General features: G+C 54.2%; 14 protein-coding genes. 11 read left to right on the forward strand and 3 right to left on the reverse strand.

All coding sequences use genetic code 11. The features are described from left to right. The 3 genes from FDX19_RS05295 to FDX19_RS05305 all read right to left on the reverse strand — a co-directional run. A partial coding sequence (locus tag FDX19_RS05295; protein ID WP_137381914.1) for a DUF2169 domain-containing protein occupies positions 1-1,152 on the reverse strand: 1,152 nt, incomplete at its 3' end. A gap of 9 nt (positions 1,153-1,161) precedes the next feature. Continuing rightward, positions 1,162-3,159: a type VI secretion system Vgr family protein gene (locus FDX19_RS05300; protein WP_137381915.1), complete on the reverse strand. Its 1,998-nt coding sequence runs from the start codon at positions 3,157-3,159 to the stop codon at positions 1,162-1,164. Positions 3,160-3,367: 208 nt separating this feature from the next. Next, a complete protein-coding gene (locus tag FDX19_RS05305) occupies positions 3,368-3,886 on the reverse strand; it encodes an Hcp family type VI secretion system effector (RefSeq protein WP_020689513.1) in 519 nt (172 codons plus the stop codon). 580 nt (positions 3,887-4,466) lie between these two features. Here FDX19_RS05305 and tssB point away from each other — a divergent pair. The 11 genes from tssB to vasI are packed head-to-tail and all read left to right on the forward strand — an operon-like array spanning position 4,467 to position 16,989. After that, positions 4,467-4,964 carry a type VI secretion system contractile sheath small subunit gene (gene tssB / locus FDX19_RS05310; RefSeq protein ID WP_137381886.1) on the forward strand — a complete coding sequence of 166 codons (498 nt, stop codon included), beginning with the start codon at positions 4,467-4,469 and terminating at the stop codon, positions 4,962-4,964. Positions 4,965-4,984: 20 nt separating this feature from the next. Beyond that, complete coding sequence (gene tssC / locus FDX19_RS05315) at positions 4,985-6,460, forward strand: type VI secretion system contractile sheath large subunit (RefSeq protein WP_137381887.1); 1,476 nt, start codon at positions 4,985-4,987, stop codon at positions 6,458-6,460. A gap of 5 nt (positions 6,461-6,465) precedes the next feature. Continuing rightward, complete coding sequence (gene tssE, locus FDX19_RS05320) at positions 6,466-6,891, forward strand: type VI secretion system baseplate subunit TssE (RefSeq protein ID WP_137381888.1); 426 nt, start codon at positions 6,466-6,468, stop codon at positions 6,889-6,891. Positions 6,892-6,896: 5 nt separating this feature from the next. After that, entirely contained in the window at positions 6,897-8,729 is a 1,833-nt protein-coding gene (gene tssF / locus FDX19_RS05325; protein WP_137381889.1) for a type VI secretion system baseplate subunit TssF, read from the forward strand. Next, on the forward strand, positions 8,696-9,730 hold the full coding sequence (gene tssG / locus FDX19_RS05330; RefSeq protein WP_137381890.1) for a type VI secretion system baseplate subunit TssG: 1,035 nt from the start codon (positions 8,696-8,698) through the stop codon (positions 9,728-9,730). The genes tssF and tssG overlap by 34 nt, the downstream gene beginning before the upstream one ends. A gap of 17 nt (positions 9,731-9,747) precedes the next feature. Beyond that, complete coding sequence (tagH, locus tag FDX19_RS05335; RefSeq protein ID WP_137381891.1) at positions 9,748-11,025, forward strand: type VI secretion system-associated FHA domain protein TagH; 1,278 nt, start codon at positions 9,748-9,750, stop codon at positions 11,023-11,025. Further along, positions 11,022-11,540, forward strand: coding sequence for a type VI secretion system lipoprotein TssJ (tssJ, locus tag FDX19_RS05340; protein WP_137381892.1), 519 nt, complete (start codon positions 11,022-11,024; stop codon positions 11,538-11,540). Before tagH ends, tssJ begins: the two co-directional genes overlap by 4 nt. 2 nt (positions 11,541-11,542) lie before the next feature. Then, entirely contained in the window at positions 11,543-12,886 is a 1,344-nt protein-coding gene (gene tssK, locus FDX19_RS05345) for a type VI secretion system baseplate subunit TssK (protein WP_137381893.1), read from the forward strand. A 4-nt stretch (positions 12,887-12,890) separates the two neighbouring features. Beyond that, the gene (icmH, locus tag FDX19_RS05350) at positions 12,891-13,637 is read left to right on the forward strand and encodes a type IVB secretion system protein IcmH/DotU (protein ID WP_137381894.1); all 747 of its coding nucleotides are present in this window, start codon (positions 12,891-12,893) and stop codon (positions 13,635-13,637) included. An 8-nt stretch (positions 13,638-13,645) separates the two neighbouring features. After that, entirely contained in the window at positions 13,646-16,327 is a 2,682-nt protein-coding gene (tssH, locus tag FDX19_RS05355; RefSeq protein WP_137381895.1) for a type VI secretion system ATPase TssH, read from the forward strand. Beyond that, positions 16,324-16,989: a type VI secretion system-associated protein VasI gene (gene vasI / locus FDX19_RS05360; protein WP_137381896.1), complete on the forward strand. Its 666-nt coding sequence runs from the start codon at positions 16,324-16,326 to the stop codon at positions 16,987-16,989. The genes tssH and vasI overlap by 4 nt, the downstream gene beginning before the upstream one ends. Positions 16,990-16,993: the final 4 nt, after the last annotated feature.

A 16,993-nucleotide genomic window follows, 5' to 3' on the forward strand; every position in this document is an offset into this window, starting at 1 on the left:
TTCCATGACGCGTATCGGGGCGCGGGTGCTAATGAGGTATCGCCAGGTGATAGACAGTGTCATTTTGTCTAAATCCAGGATGAGGGTATCTGCATTCATCCACTGTGGGGTCAGGGTTCCGTCCGTCATGCGCAGTAACACTGCTGCTCTGTGTGGTGGGGTTTGAACGGTTATCCGGCCCCTGGGATGCAATCCCTGTAGCTCAAAGCGCACTCCTGGAGAGGGCCAGGGGATTTGTTGATCCAGTGGCGCACCATTCCAGTAACCAAAATCGAAGTCTCCCGGTAAACCCGGGTGTCGAGAATCCAGCCAGTGTTGATTGTAGGTTCCCGCTTTTCTCAGCCTTGGCTCCCAGCTACGGGCTAAAAATCCCGTTCCGGCAGGTTGAAATTCAGGTGCAGATGGGTCCATCCTGCCATCCAGACAGCGTTGAAATTCATTTAGTGCGAAAGGATGGTCCTGATTCATGATCTGTGGAGCGGGAACGCGTGCCAGTCGGGTAGCATCAACGTACCAGCGTTCTGTATATCCTTGTCCCTGTGGATTGGTTACACATACGGTGTGGGCGAGCGGCGGGCTATCAGTCTGTGGGTGTTCGGCTTGTTGACGGGCAGTAAGCTGATTTTTCGCGGGTACATTTCTGGCGGCATCACTCTCTTTCTCGATTCGACACTCCCCGCCAAAGGCATATTGATAATCCAGGGGGAGAGTAGTGAAGGGGGTGGGATCTGAAAGTGACCACTGTCCGGTCAGTGAGTTACGGAGCAGAAATCGCTCACCGGTGACATGAAGTCGCTTATCCAGTAAAACTTGCCCCTCTGGAGTAATAAGCTGAATACCGACATCAACATCTGTTGCGGGAATGTCAGCAGGAGCATTGACGGTTGCGTTGATAATAACGTCGCAAAGCGGTTTGAAGGGAGCCAGATCGTTTTCCTGTAAGACTCTGGAAGCGTTGAGTTCACCTTCATACTCATCCGTCAGGCACAGAGGTATGGGGGGATTTATCAGTGGTTGTGCCTGGAAAATGCCTTCGGCGCATTGCTCCAGCGAAAAGCCAACCTTCAATGCAACAACGTGATATGTCTCATCCTGCTGATCGAGCATTCTGTACTGCATCACGGAGAAGGGAGTGAGATTGCGAAATTCCATTTCAGCGCCTCAGTTGATGTCGACTGGCATACCGTTAATTTGGACTGGTCCCTTGGCACTAAAGTCAAAGGCGGTTCCGATGATGGTGATCACTCCGGAAGCATCCATCGTGATGGAGCTGGCCCCGCAGGTGAAAGTAATGGATGTGGTGGAACTCACTGTCAGTGGTCCACCTACGGTGACTGACTTTAACAGCCCAACCTCTTCGGTCTGCGCCAGAGCGACGGTGGTATTCATCTCCCCGACAACGGTTGTCTGATAGGCCCCTCCCACGGTGACTGATTTCAATAACCCAACAGTCTCCCTGCTGGTCAGGCCGGTAAATTCTTTTTTATTTTTCAGCGTGGTGGTTCTTTGATTGCTCAGAACGACCTGCCGTAAATTGTGGCCAATCAGTACATTGCGGTCTTTTTTTATTCTGACTTTTTGATCGTTGCCGATATTTTCCGTGTGATCGTGGAACACAGTAGTACGACGGTCATGTAATACTTTGGTATCCATGTCTTTCTGGGCGTGCATAGACAACAACTCATTACCCGTACTGTCTTCAAACATCAGTTCGTTATATCCGCTTCCCTGATATGTTTTTGAACGGATAGCCATCTGTGTTTTGGTTCCGGGCAGATCGCCTGGAGAACGGTTATTCTGATGGTAGGTTCGTCCCATGATAATGGGTTGATCCGGATCACCATTGAGAAAGTCTACAATGACTTCCTGATTTATCCGTGGGATGGCCAGATGACCAAACCCGGCACCGGCCCATGCTTGTGATACTCGTATCCAGCAGGAGCTGTCCTCATTTTTTTGATGATATCTGTCCCAGTGAAATTTCACGCGGACCCGTCCGTGTTCGTCACAGAATATTTCTTCACCTTCAGGTCCGGTGACAATTGCGCTTTGCGGGCCATCAACTCTGGGTTTGGGTAAAGGGGATGGACGCCATGTACGATCTGCCGGGATGACTGTAAATTGGTTATTCATGGTCGTCCCGCGCCCCTTCCCGGAGTGAAGGGCTTCGGGCTGATTGCCTACGATCGTACTACTGACTACCTGCCATTCACGATTCAGGGATTTTTGTGGGTGTCCCGTAAGCTGGAAACGACTTCCTGGCCAGAGTTCCGCGGAGTTACTGAATCCGCTGGCTTTTTCTGCATCGTTACGCAATCCATCCATCTGATAACGAGTGAAATCCTGTCCATGCTGTTCATCCTTAAAGCGACCTGGATAGTCAAAAAACTCATACTGGTCGAACTGGTTGTTTAGATTTTCAGCCAATTGAGTGTACTGCCCCCCCCATCCAGGGACTTTAAAGGTGTAATCCTGGCTCTGAATGGATGAAGACCGTATATTCGCTTCATAATTTAACTCGTTGATATATTCAGTGGTGATGCCAGCGGTGGTATTAGGGTTAAAGGGGAGTATTTTGTCTGTTCTGCTCAGTCGGGTCACATCGTCGCACAGTGCCAGTTTGGATGATGTTCCGTCAGATAGTGGTTTCTCGAAAAAGAAAATCCCTTCTTCTGCCCACAGACGTGACAGAAACCCAAGGTCGGACTCTCCATACTGGACACAAAATTCACGGGTAGGGTGATCAAAATTAAAATCAGTTGCCCAGTCTGTGACGCCATTTTCACTCAGTAGCGTGGCAGAAATAGCCTTAATATCCTGTTGCTGGAAAATACGAAAATTTTTCCGCAGGTCGCAGCGCCATAAGGGAGGCTGAATACGGATATGATATTGCATCTGCCATTCGTCATTTTCTTTCATCATAAAGCCAGAGATAACACCGTTGACGTAGCGCAGTACTTTCGGTCCCTGCCAGATGGTCAGAGTGGCCTTTTTTTCGAGTAAGTCTTTTGCTTCTTTGTCAAATGCACTGCTGGCGATGCTTACATTCAGTATAAATGGTTGTGAAAAATTCTGGACTAACTGGAAATAGACAACAGCAAAGGAGTCTGGCTCCTGACCGTCCACATTCAGTGTAAAACGCAACCCGTTTAGTGACATAAATCCCTCCCTGAGGACGTGACAGGAAACCACGTTAGTGCAATGACAGTACAACGTTACTCTTGTTTTCATACACGCTACCGCCGAAGTATCCGGCGTCTGCCATCTCCCATATGCAAAACGTAACTCGGTACCGATGCTGCTTTTTGTGGCTAATGACTTTAAAAACAGCACCCTGCCATGACGGCAGAATGCTGCTGGTTTTGACTTATGCTTCCAGCGGTGCGCGCCAGTCATCAGCCCCTGAAGTGCCTGCTGAAACGTGTTCCCATTCAATTTTGCGGTAAGCCAGAGAAACTTTAACCAGTTGCGTGAACTCACGTTTGGTGTCGTCCTGGCAGTGCGGCATCGTGCAGTCGATATCCACAATGGTGGAATCGGTCAGGCGGGTAGTGAAGAAGTGCTCCTGCTTACCTTCTACTGACGTGCGATACCAGTGCAGCTCGGTGGTTGGCAGCATTTCACCGGAAGCCAGTGCGTTGTACAGCAGTGGAACTGCTTTGTTCAGCGCCACGGTGAAGATAAACGGCTTGTGAGAACGCTGGCCGCTTGGCTGACCGGATTGCGGATCGGTCGGGACGGTGACATTGTGGCTGAATTCCTGTACCAGCATTTCGTCTTCGTGACCCTGGACGTAAATGTTACCGACGGATTCAGCGGTAAACGCACGATCGGTGATCAGTCCCTGGGTTTGTCCTTTAATTGAGATGTAACATGGGGTTGGCATCTTTGTAGCTCCTTTGGCGTATATGTAATTGTTTTGTTGCTATTTTCCCGGATCACTAAATAGCAATGAATCGGGGGTTTATCCATGTTTATGGCAGGCTAATCCATCACTTGTTGCAGACACTTTTATTATTTATTTTGGCATTAGTGCATCAAGAATAAATATTATTTATCCCAATTGAATTCGTATTTCCTTTATCGTTACTGATTTTGTGTTTTTAAATGTAATTTTATTGATTTATTCTCCTAATGAATGCTGAGATTTATTTCCCTAATATTTTTTAATTAATTCATGGTGTTGTGTATTGTTTGTTGCGCAGTGCATCATGCATCATTTATGGATATCATGCGGACAAAGTTCGTTTCTGTGCAAGTCGTCACAAATGAATATATCCCTTTTCTTTTTTTTGGAAGTGGTTTTAAAATCTATCTTCTGGCGTATCATACGCTCTAAAGTTAATTCTGCATCATGTATTTTTTAATACGGGGAAAATCGTGTTTTGAGTATTTCCTTAATAAAACGAGGAAGTCTTTTGTGGCTCAAATACATATGTAAAAACATAATTTGACGGAATATATTTATGAGTAATAACAAAGACGGAAGTATAGCTCCCAAGGAGCGCATTAATATTCGCTACGTCCCGAAAACGGACGGACAGACGGCAGAGGTTGAACTCCCTCTGAGCCTGCTGGTCACCGGAGATTTACTGGGAAGACCGGATGACACGCCTCTGGATGAGCGCCAGCCTGTTGCTGTTGACAGAAATACCTTAAACGCGGTGCTGGGCCAGTCTGGTATTGAACGCAATGTTTCCGTGCCATCAGTGCTTAGCGAAAGGGCAGACGCACGTATGGATATCAGCCTCAAAGTCAAATCAATGGCCGATCTCTCGCCGGATAACATCGCCAGCCAGGTGCCTGAGCTGAGAAAAATGCTGGAGTTGCGTGAAGCGCTGGTTGCCCTGAAAGGGCCGATGGGCAATATCCCGGCATTTCGTGCTCAGTTGCAGGCGCTTCTGGATAACGAGGAAACCCGCGAACAGCTGATTCAGGAACTGGGTCTGGCCAGCCAGAAATAACTTTGCACAAGGATTTCACTATGTCTTTACAGGAAGAAATTGTTCCCGTCAGTGCCGCGCCAGAAACAGGAACGTCATTGCTGGACAATATTATGGCACAGAGTCGTTTTCAGCCTGAGTCTGAAAGCTATGGTATTGCCCGTCAGGGCGTGACCGCATTTATCTCGGCCCTGTTGCAGAATGAAGCGGAGTCAGTCGACATTCTGGCGGTTAACGCCATGATTGCGGATATTGACGATCGCACAAGTCGCCAGATGGATTTGATCCTTCACGACCCGGTGATTCAGGAACTGGAATCACTGCTGCGCTCCCTGAAACTGCTGGTTGAGCGTACCGATCCACGTGAAAATATTAAAATTTATCTGCTGCATGCCACCAAAGAAGAGTTACTGGACAACTTCGAATTCGCCCCGGAAATCACCCAGTCTGGTTTCTACAAGCACGTTTATTCAAGTGGTTACGGCCAGTTTGGCGGCGAGCCAGTAGCGGCAGTTATCGGTAATTATGCGTTTAAAAATAATGCGGCAGATCTGAAATTACTGAAATACGTCAGTGCGGTCAGCGCAATGGCGCATTCGCCATTCCTGTCATCCGTTGCACCGGAGTTTCTCGGTCTGGATTCCTGGACTGAGCTGCCGGGCATTAAAGATGTCGGCGCGATTTTTGAAGGCCCTGCCTATACCAAATGGCGCGCCCTGCGCGAGTCAGAAGACTCCCGTTATCTCGGCCTCACTTCTCCACGTTTCCTGCTGCGTCAGCCGTACGCGCCGGGCGACAATCCGGTGAAAAGCTTTAACTACCGGGAAAATGTCAGCCACAGTCACGATGACTACCTCTGGGGTAACACTGCGTTCCTGCTGGCGACGAATATGGCGGAGAGTTTCCGACAATACCGCTGGTGCCCGAACATCATCGGCCCGCAGAACGGCGGGGCAGTTAAAGACCTGCCGGTCCATCTGTATGAAGCGATGGGGCAGTTGCAGGCCAAAATCCCGACCGAGGTGTTGATTACTGACCGCCGCGAGTTTGAACTGGCTGAAGAGGGCTTTATCACCCTGACCATGCGTAAGGGCAGTGATAACGCGGCCTTCTTCTCGGCCAACTCGGTACAGAAGCCGAAGGTGTTTCCCAACACGCCGGAAGGTAAGGAAGCGGAGACTAACTACAAGCTGGGCACCCAGTTACCTTACCTCTTTATCATCAGCCGTCTGGCGCACTACATCAAAGTTCTGCAACGTGAACAGATTGGGTCATGGAAAGAGCGTGGCGATCTGGAGCGGGAACTGAATACCTGGATCCGCCAGTATGTCGCCGACCAGGAAAATCCGCCAACTGAAGTGCGCAGCCGCAAGCCGCTGCGTCAGGCCAAAATTGAAGTGCTGGACGTGGAGGGAGAACCCGGCTGGTACCAGGTGTCGCTGTCCGTACGTCCGCATTTCAAATATATGGGTGCCAGTTTTGAACTGTCCCTCGTTGGCCGTCTGGACCGGGATTAATCACCATGGTGGAACGGGATATCGGGATGCAGGGCAGTTTGTTTGAGCGGGTGGGAAATGCGGTCGGATCGTCGCGCCGCTTATCGTCACCAGGGCAGTTGTTACGGTCCATCAGACGCAACCTGGAAAACGTTCTGAATACCCGTTCCGGCAGTTGTTATGGTTCGCCGGAGCTGGGCATTCCTGATCTGAATGATGATGCGCTGGTCTCCAGCGATTTTCGTCAGGAAATTGGCCGGGGGATCCGTGACTGCATTCTGCGTTACGAGCCCCGGCTTGTTGATGTGACGGTGAGCGCTGCTATGCCGGATGATGCTGCCCCGCAGGAATTACGTTTTCATATTGTGGCGCAGGTGAGTTTTAACGATGCCAGAAATCTCCTGGAGTTGGAGATCCTGCTGGATAACCGTCAGCGCTACAGAGTGGAGTAAAACGAATGGCTTTTGAGGAACGTTATTACCGGGAAGAACTGGATTATCTGCGTCAGCTGGGGAAACTGCTGGCAGAGGATAAACCGTATCTGGCCCGTTTTCTGGCGGAAAAGGAAGGCGATCCGGATGTGGAACGTCTGCTGGAAGCTTTCGCTTTTCTGTCAGGGGGGCTACGGCAAAAACTGGAAGATGAGTTCCCTGAGTTTACGCACGGCATAATCCGCATGTTGTGGCCCAACTATCTGCGCCCGGTTCCGTCCATGACGGTGGTTGAATATAAGCCTGAAAATAATCTCAAAGCCCCGGTTCAGGTTTCCCGTGATGAACTGGTGACCACTCGCCCAAATAATAACCGCTCATCTGGACATAAAGGGGCAATAACAGACGAGGAAGATACTTTTGTTCCCGCCTGTCATTTTACTCTGGCACGGGATATGTGGCTACAGCCGTTGCAACTCTGTGATGCCCGTAACGCCAGTACCTTAAAAGAAGGTATTGTTGATATCGATTTTTACAGGGATACGGGAGTAGCCCCCGGAACGGTGGATTTGAATAAACTCACTTTCTGGCTGGGGAACAACGACGACTATACTCGCCATCAGCTCTATCTGTGGTTCAGTGAGCGCCTGATGGATGCTGAATTGATAGTGGGTGAGCGTCGTATCGCGTTACCGGAATTGTGGCTGGAAGCCGCCGGGTTTGAGCGTGGTGACGCGCTGCTGCCGTGGCCTAAAAACGTCCACAACGGCTACCGTGTGTTGCAGGAGTATTTTTGCTACCCGGAAAGTTTTTTTTTCTTTCATCTGCGGGATGTCGCGCCATTACCGGAAGATTTTCCTGCGGGTTCTTTTACATTGCGCCTGCATTTTAATCAGCCGTTGCCGGTAGATATCAAACTGCGTGAGAGTTCATTGCGGCTTTACTGTACACCTGCCGTCAACCTGTTTGTTCACCATGCGGAGCCGGTCAGGCCCGATGGCAGTACACCACAATATCCACTGAAAGCCAGCCATCAGCACCCGGATACCTATGATATTTTCCGGGTTAAATCTGTTTCTGGCTATATCACGGAATCAGAAGCGTTATCCGGAAATGGCAATAAAACCCGGTTCTGGCCAGAGTTTGAAAGTTTCAATCACCAGCTTGAATACAGTCGCCAACGGGAGGTGGTGTACTGGCATCACCGAACCAGAGCGTCGATGTTCCATCGTGGCCTTGACCATAGTATTGCTTTTGTTCATTCCGATGGTCGCTTACCGGAACCGTCCCGTCTGGAAGGCGAGGTCATTACCGCTTCGCTGGTCTGCACTAACCGGATGCTGCCAGCAGAATTACACACTGGCGACATCTGCGTCGCCGTGGGGAAGAATCCGGCCGTAGCCAGCTTCAGCAACGTCACGCGCCCGACGCGACCATTGTATCCGGTCACGGATGGAGATATGCACTGGTCGCTGATTTCCAGTATGAACCTGAATTATCTCTCTCTTCTGGACCGTGATGCGCTGGTACAAATCCTGCGTACTTTCGATCTGCCAGGGATCCATCATCCACAGCAGGCCCGGTTGTCGCAGCAAAAGCTGGATGCTATTGAGAAGATGGAAACTCAACCGGTGGATCGATTGTTTAAGGGCGTTCCGGTAAGGGGGCTTGCGACCTCGTTGTGGATCAATCCGGCACCATTTATCTGCGAGGGTGAGGTTTATCTGCTAGGTGTCGTGCTGTCTGAGTTCTTTGCCCTGTATGCCAGCATCAATTCATTTCACTGCCTGAAAATTATTAACACGGAAAGTCAGGAGGTCTGGGAATGGAAGAGCAGCGGTCAGCACGCCCTGATGTGATATTTCCGGCAGATGTGCGCGGCATCAATTTCTATACGCTCCTGGAGTCGCTCTATCGCCGTTACGGCGAACCGGGCAGTGAACCTTCTCTGCGTGCTGAGCCGGAAGATGAAGTGTTACTGTTTAAATCCGATGCCAGCATTGCATTCCCTGGTAGTGATTTAACATCGCTCACGCGCAGAGATAACGGGCAGTTCACGCTGACCTCAACATTTCTTGGCTTTTCCGGCAGCCAGTCACCGTTACCGGGTTATTACCTTGACCGAATGGCGCGGGAATCTGCGCAGAATGAAGAAGGGCTGAAAGATTTTCTGGATCTTTTCAGCCATCGCTGGACGCAGTTTGCTTATCACATCTGGCGTAAGTACCGCTATTACATTTGTTTTCGCAATGGCGGAACCGATGCCTTTTCACAACGCATGTATTCCCTTGTGGGACTGGGTAACCAGAGTGGGCGCGACCGGCTCGCTATCAACCACAGCAAGATGCTGGCTTATGCGGGGGTGCTGGCAACGCCGGGTCGTTCGCCGGACGTGGTATGCAATCTGGTCTCCCACTGTTTTGATCTGCCAGATGTCACTATCGACAACTGGCAACTGCGCAAGGTAGCCATTGTGCCGTCAGAGCAAAACAGGCTGGGGGTACGTAATCCGAAAATACGGACTGCCGGGCATGTCGCCGGACGTTCCGTCCTGGGCGTCAATTTTACCCTTGGTGCGCGGGTACCTGATCGCAGTGGTAAATTTTTGCTGCGGATTAACGGTCTGGATATGGGGCGTTATCTGTCATTTTTACCGGACGGTGATCATCATCAAGCACTGAAAATGTTTATTTCGTTTTTGCTTCGCGACCAGTTGGCCTGGGACTTACGCCTGGTTCTGGCGCCGGAACAGGCGCAGGGAATGCGACTGGGTGACCGTTCGCGCGCCTGCCTGGGCCGTACTGCCTTTATCGGGCAGCCGAAAACGCCGCCGTCCGTCACTCTCCACATCAGGGAATAAATTACATGGAGTCATATATGGCTGAGGAAAAACCACAGTCTTCCACACTGTCGCTGACGCTTCAGATAATGAACGGCAATGAACTGGAAAGCGGTCGCGCCGCAAAATGCCTGTTTTCCGGTGACGGCGGCGAGATAGGCCATGCGGAAGGGTGCCACTGGCCGGTACAGGACCGGGCCGGATCGATTGCCGGGCGTGCCTGCGCCATTGTGCTGCATGACGGCGCTTTCTGCCTGCGCAGCCTGATGCCGGGGCTGATGATCAACCTTGCGCCGGTGGCCTCTGACGCCGGGCTGGTGCGCTTGCGTCAGGGGGATGAAATCAGTCTGGGCGCGCTGGCATTAAAAGTCTTTCTGCACGAAGGCAAACGCATCAGCTATGACGAGCAGATGGCGACGCCGGAAAGCATTGTGACGCAGCGTGACGGTCTGGTAGAGGCGTTAATTTCTACCGAAGGACAGCCGGAATATCCGGGGCTGCAGCAGCGTCACCAACTGACGTCCACGGTGGTCAACAGCTTTTCCTCCGACCCTTTGCAAGTGTTACAGAGTGAAAGCCTGACCGCCGCACCCGCAGCTTACGGGCAGCGGACCGTGCCGTTGTCGGATCTGCAGACCAACGGTGGACTGGACACCTCTTTTATGGATCTGCCCCCGGTGTATGCCGATCCGCGTGATGAAGATGAATTTACTGCGGCGCAAACGGCGCAGAAACATCTGGCGGTAACGCCGCTGCTGCGCGGGTTGGGCAGTTCGCTCAGCGTGCACAATTCACAGGATGCCGACGCCTTCCTGGAAGAGAGCGGGCGCGCTCTACAGGCCGCGATCCAGGGGCTGCTCGATTTGCAGCACAGCCAGAACAGTCTGTCGGACAAACACCTGCGCCCGCTGGAAGATAACCCGCTGCGCCTGAATCTCGACTACGCCACGGCGCTGGAGGTGATGTTCGCCGAAGGCAAAAGTCCGGTGCATCTGGCCGCGCCTGCCGCCATTCGCGAGAGCCTGCGCAATGTCCGCCACCACGAAGAGGCCAACCGGGCGGCGATTGCCGAAGCGCTGCGGGTGATGCTGGAGGCCTTCTCGCCGCAGAGCCTGTTGCGCCGCTTTGTGCAGTATCGCCGCAGCCACGAGCTGCGCCGGGAGCTGGACGATGCCGGGGCATGGGAAATGTACCGCCACTATTACGCCGAACTGGCGTCGGACAGGCAGCAGGGATTCGCCATGCTGTTTAACGAAGTTTATGCCCAGGTGTACGACCGGGTATTGCGTGAGAAGCAGCGGGAACCGGAAGCATGAGACGCGTTTTTGTCATGCTGATTCTGGCGCTCAGCGTCAGCGGCTGCACGATGACCAAAAAGATCGGCCAGGTGATCGCCGATCCCGGTATTCAGGTCGGGGATCTGAAACAGCAGTCTTCAGCGGTCACCATCACGCTGTTGACCGAGCCGGACAGCAACCTGAACGGCGAGGGCGATCCCGCCCCGGTTGATGTGCAACTGGTGTACCTGACCGATGACTCAAAATTTCAGGCGGCGGATTACGACCTGATGGCGTCTACTCCGTTGCCGGACGCGCTGGGGAAAAACTATCTCGACCACCAGGACTTCACCTTGCTGCCGGACACCCTCAAAACGCTGTCGGATGTGAAGCTGGATGCAAAAACACAGTTTATTGGCATCGTCGCCTATTTCTCCGACGACCAGGCCAGTGAATGGAAGCAAATCGTGCCGGTGGAAGGGACCGGGCATCAGTATCGCCTGCTGGTGCATGTACGCCAGAACAGTATTGAAATGAAGACCGAGGACAAATAACGATGGCCACAATGAAAAACCGGGTGCTCTGGCAGGAAGGGATGTTTGCGTTGCCCCAGCACTTTCAGCAGCAGCAGCGCCATAATGATGCGATGTTGCGCGAGCGGCTGGATGCGCTGGGTGATTTTGCCTGGGGATTCACCGAGCTGTCGCTGAATACCGAACTGCTGGCGCAGGGCAAGGTGATGATCGACCGGGCGGTGGGATGTCTGCCGGATGGTACGGTGTTCCGCATTCCTGAGCAGGATCTGCTGCCGCTGCCGTATCAGCCACGGGAACTCACTACGCCGGAAAGCCACGATATTTACCTGGCCCTGCCGGTCGCCACCCATAACATCAGCGAAGTGCAGGGCATTCGCTGCGCCGGGCAGAGTTCGGAACGTTACAGCGTGGTGCGCACCGATGTCCGCGATGTACACAGCAATGACGGCGATATGCAGTCGCTGACGTTGGGACAACTGGGGCCGAAAATTGTCAGCGGCGCGGAAGATCTTAGTGCGATGGTGGTGCTGCCGCTGTGCCGTATCCGCAGTTTTCAGTCCGGTGGTGCACTGGTGCTGGATGACGATTTCATCCCGACCTGCCAGGCGCTGCGCGTCAGTCCGGTACTGAACCGCTTTGTTGGTGACGTGCAGGGGCTGATCGCCACCCGTGCCGCTGATCTGGCGAAGCGTATTGGCTCGCCGGAGCAGAGCGGGATCGCGGACGTCGCCGAGTTTATGATGTTGCAGATGCTCAACCGCTGGCAGATGCATTTCTCGCACCGGGCGCGTCTGCATACCCTGCATCCGGAAATCTTTTATCTGGATCTGGTCAGCCTGCTGGGCGAGCTGATGACGTTCACCGAAAACAGCCGTCTTCCCTGCGCCGTTGAGTCTTATGACCATCGCGATTTGACGCAGTCTTTTAAAACGGTGATCCCGGAGCTACGTCGGGCGCTCAATATTGTCCTGCAACCGCGTGCGCAGAACCTGCCGCTGATCTTTACCGAAGGCATCTATCTGGCCACGGTCAACGATCCGGGCCTGTTGCAGTCCGGTGTCTTTGTGCTGGCGGTTCGCGCCAGGATGCCGCATGCCCAGCTAATCCTCCAGTTTACCCAGCAGTCGAAAATCGCCGCCACCGACAAAATCCGCAATATGGTCAGCATACAGGTGCCGGGTATTCCGCTGCGCGCGTTGCCGGCGGCTCCTCGTCAATTGCCGTACCACGACGGCTATGTCTATTTTGAGCTGGAAAAAGGCAGTTCCGCATGGCAGGACGTGGTGAAGGCAGGCGCGCTGGCGATGCATATTTCCGGGACCTTCCCGGAACTGGATATGCAGCTGTGGGCGATAAGAGGATAAGACGATGAGCGAATTCGTGCTGCCATCTGAGCCGGACTCCGGTCGCCAGTACCGCCTGGCGCTACGCGGCAACAGTCTGAATCCGATGATTGATGCCGCCACGCCGCTGCTGGGGATGGTGATGCGTCTGTCGGGGATGAACAGCCTGAACATACCGGAACACCTGTTTGCGCAGGTGGTGACCGACGTGCAGGCGGTGGAGCAACTGTTGCAGGAGCAGGGCTATGAGCCGGGCGTGATTGTGTCGTTTCGTTACATCCTCTGCACCTTTATTGACGAGGCGGCGCTCGGCAACGGCTGGTCAAACAAGAACGAGTGGATCAGGCAGTCGCTGCTGGTCCATTTCCACAACGAAGCCTGGGGCGGAGAAAAGGTATTTATCCTGCTTGAACGCCTGATGCGTGAACCCAAACGTTACCAGGATCTGCTGGAGTTTTTATACCTCTGCTTTTCACTCGGTTTTCGCGGGCGCTACAAAGTGGCGCAGCAGAGTCAGGACGAGTTTGAACAGATATACCGCCGCCTGCATCACGTGCTGCATCCGCTGCGCGGCGACGCGCCGTTTTCGCTACTGCACCAGAATCAGGTCGCGCAGGGGGGACGCTACCGGCTGATAAAACGCCTGACCGTCAGACACCTTTTGCTGGGCGGCATTGTTGTGCTCGCCCTGGTGTACCTGTTTTATCTGCTGCGCCTTGACGGCCAGACGCAGGACATTCTTCACCAGTTAAACCGGCTGCTTGCCAGGTAAGGATACCCATGATTCAGATTGATATCTCCACGCTGGTTAAACGGCTGAACCCGTTCTCCCGTCAGGCGCTGGAAATGGCCGCCACGGCCTGTATGAGCCAGCAGGCCACCGAAATCACCGTCAGCCATGTGCTGATCCAGATGCTGGCCATTCCGCGCTGCGACCTGCGGGTGATTATGGAAAGAGCGGAGATCAGCGTGGACGTGCTGGGACAGGCGCTGACGGTGGAGCATTACGCCACCATGCGCCATACCGACAGCTACCCGGTGTTCTCGCCGCTGCTGGTTGAATGGCTGCGCGACGGCTGGCTGCTGGCCTCGGCGGAAATGCAGTCCAGTGAGCTGCGCGGCGGTATTCTGCTGCTGGCACTGCTACATTCTGCGTCGCGCTATGTGCCACCTGCCACAGCCCGGTTGTTGACCGGGATTAACCGCGACCGGTTACGCCAGGATTTTGCCGACTGGACGCGGGAGTCGGCGGAGTCGGTCATGCTGAATGCGGATAAATCGGCCTCCACGGCAGTGCGTTCAGAAGAGAGTCTCCTTGGCCGCTATGCAAAAAACATGACTGAAGATGCCCGTCAGGGACGGCTCGATCCGGTGCTGTGCCGGGACAGTGAAATCGACCTGATGATCGATATTCTCTGCCGCCGCCGCAAGAACAACCCGGTGGTGGTGGGAGAAGCGGGGGTGGGCAAAAGCGCGCTGATCGAAGGGCTGGCGCTGCGTATTGTCGCCGGTCAGGTGCCGGATAAGCTGAAAAATACCGATATCATGACGCTGGATCTGGGGGCGTTGCAGGCGGGCGCGTCCGTTAAGGGCGAGTTTGAGAAGCGTTTTAAAGGGCTGATGGCGGAAGTGATTCAGTCGCCGGTCCCCGTCATTCTGTTTATCGACGAGGCGCACACGCTGATTGGCGCGGGCAACCAGCAGGGCGGGCTGGATATCTCCAATCTGCTGAAACCGGCGCTGGCGCGTGGCGAGTTGAAAACCATTGCCGCCACGACCTGGAGCGAATACAAAAAATACTTTGAAAAAGATGCCGCGCTGTCGCGCCGCTTCCAACTGGTAAAAGTACGCGAACCCAGTGCTGCCGAAGCCACCATTATTCTGCGCGGGCTGGCGGCGGTGTATGAGCAGGCGCACGGCGTGCTGATTGATGATGATGCGCTGCAGGCGGCGGCCACGTTAAGCGAACGCTATCTCTCCGGGCGTCAGCTGCCGGATAAAGCCATCGACGTACTGGATACTGCCTGCGCCCGTGTGGCAATCAATCTGTCCTCGCCGCCAAAACAAATCTCAGCGCTGACCACCCTGTGCCGGCAGTGTGAGGCGGAAATCCGCCAGCTTGAACGGGAAATCCGCATTGGTCTGCGCCCGGACGGTGGTCGGTGCGATGAGGTTCACGCGCAGTATGAAACGGCGCAGACAGAGCTGCAGGCGCTGGATGCCGCATGGCATCAGCAGCAGACGCTGGTACAGGAGATTATCGCCCTGCGTCAGACATTGCTGACGAAAGCAGAGGCGCAGGATGAGGACGATGCGGCAAACGACGACATGCTACCGCAGGCTGATACCGTATCGGTAGAGACGACCGTTACGGTGGAACACCTGGCGGCTCTGAGTGCTGAGCTGGATACGCTGCACCATACGCAGTTGCTGGTATCACCGCATGTGGACAAAAAACAAATTGCCGCTGTGATTGCTGAATGGACCGGCGTCCCGCTCAATCGCCTGTCGCAAAATGAAATGTCGGTCATTACCGATCTGCCGCAGTGGCTGGGCGAGACCATTAAAGGCCAGGACCTGGCGATTCAACATCTGCATAAACACCTGCTGACTGCGCGGGCCGATCTCCGTCGTCCGGGGCGTCCGCTTGGCGCGTTTCTGCTGGCCGGTCCCAGCGGTGTGGGTAAAACAGAAACCGTGCTGCAGCTGGCAGAGTTGCTCTACGGCGGGCGTCAGTACCTCACCACCATCAATATGTCAGAGTTCCAGGAGAAACACACCGTCTCGCGCCTGATTGGCTCACCGCCGGGCTATGTCGGCTATGGCGAGGGCGGTGTGCTGACCGAAGCGATTCGCCAGAAACCCTATTCCGTGGTGCTGCTTGATGAGGTGGAGAAAGCGCACCCTGACGTGCTCAACCTGTTCTATCAGGCCTTCGACAAAGGCGAGATGGCTGACGGCGAAGGGCGACTGATCGACTGTAAAAATATTGTTTTCTTCCTGACCTCCAACCTCGGTTATCAGGTGATTGTCGAACATGCGGATAATCCGGACGTCATGCAGGAAACCCTGTATCCGGTGCTGGCGGACTTCTTTAAACCGGCGCTGCTGGCGCGAATGGAAGTCGTGCCATATCTGCCACTGTCACGCGAAACGCTGACCACCATTATTGCCGGAAAACTCGCCCGTCTGGACAACGTGCTGCGCATCCGCTTCGGCGCGGAGGTGGTGATTACACCGGGTGTGACCGATGAAATTATGCAGCGCGTGACCCGCGCCGAAAACGGGGCGCGCATGCTGGAGTCGGTTATTGACGGCGATATGCTGCCGCCGCTCTCGTTGCTGCTGCTGCAGAAGATGGCAGCGAATACTGCTGTCGCCTGTATCACCCTGGATGTGCGGAACGGCGTGTTTTCCGCTGATGTGGAGGATGTGGTGTCCGGGGTGGAAGAGGTTGTATGAACCAGTCCCTCCTCTGGCTGCTGCCTTTGTTGTTGATAGCGTCCCCGGTCTTTGCCGGGGATGAACAGGTGACGCTGGAGGCGATGTCGGCCTGTCGGAAACAGCCTGCCGCCCTGGAGCGTCTGGACTGCTATGACCGCACTCTGTCGCCTCAGCCTGACACCGGTTTTGCCGGGGCGCTGGTGAAGGCGCGCTATGACGGTGAGGCGCGCAAAAGAGCCTTTGAGCAGGAGGCGCAGCGCGGAGAACATTCGACGGCGTTGCTGCTTACCCGTACCGAAGGTGAACATCCGGCGGTGATTATCACCACGCCCGCTATCGGCAGCCTGCCGCCGCGTCCGGTGCTGATGTTCAGCTGTGTCGACAATATCACCCGGATCCAGGTAGCGCTCACGTCACCCCGCCAGGAAAGTGATTTGCCTGTCACGCTGAAAACGGAAGAGGGGGCATTCCGTTCCCGCTGGTTTGTGCGCGAGAACGGCTTTCTGCTGGAAGCCAGCCGGGGGTTATCCGGCATAGATGAAATTAAACAGCTGTTCGGTGCCGAAACGTTAACCCTGGAGACCGGGAACGGTGGCTCCGGACAACTGACCTTTAACATTGACGGACTGGCGCAGACCCTCGCGCCGCTGCGTGAAGCCTGCCACTGGGCGGGGGAATAACGAT

Source organism: Citrobacter sp. wls619, assembly GCF_005281345.1.
GTDB lineage: Bacteria > Pseudomonadota > Gammaproteobacteria > Enterobacterales > Enterobacteriaceae > Citrobacter.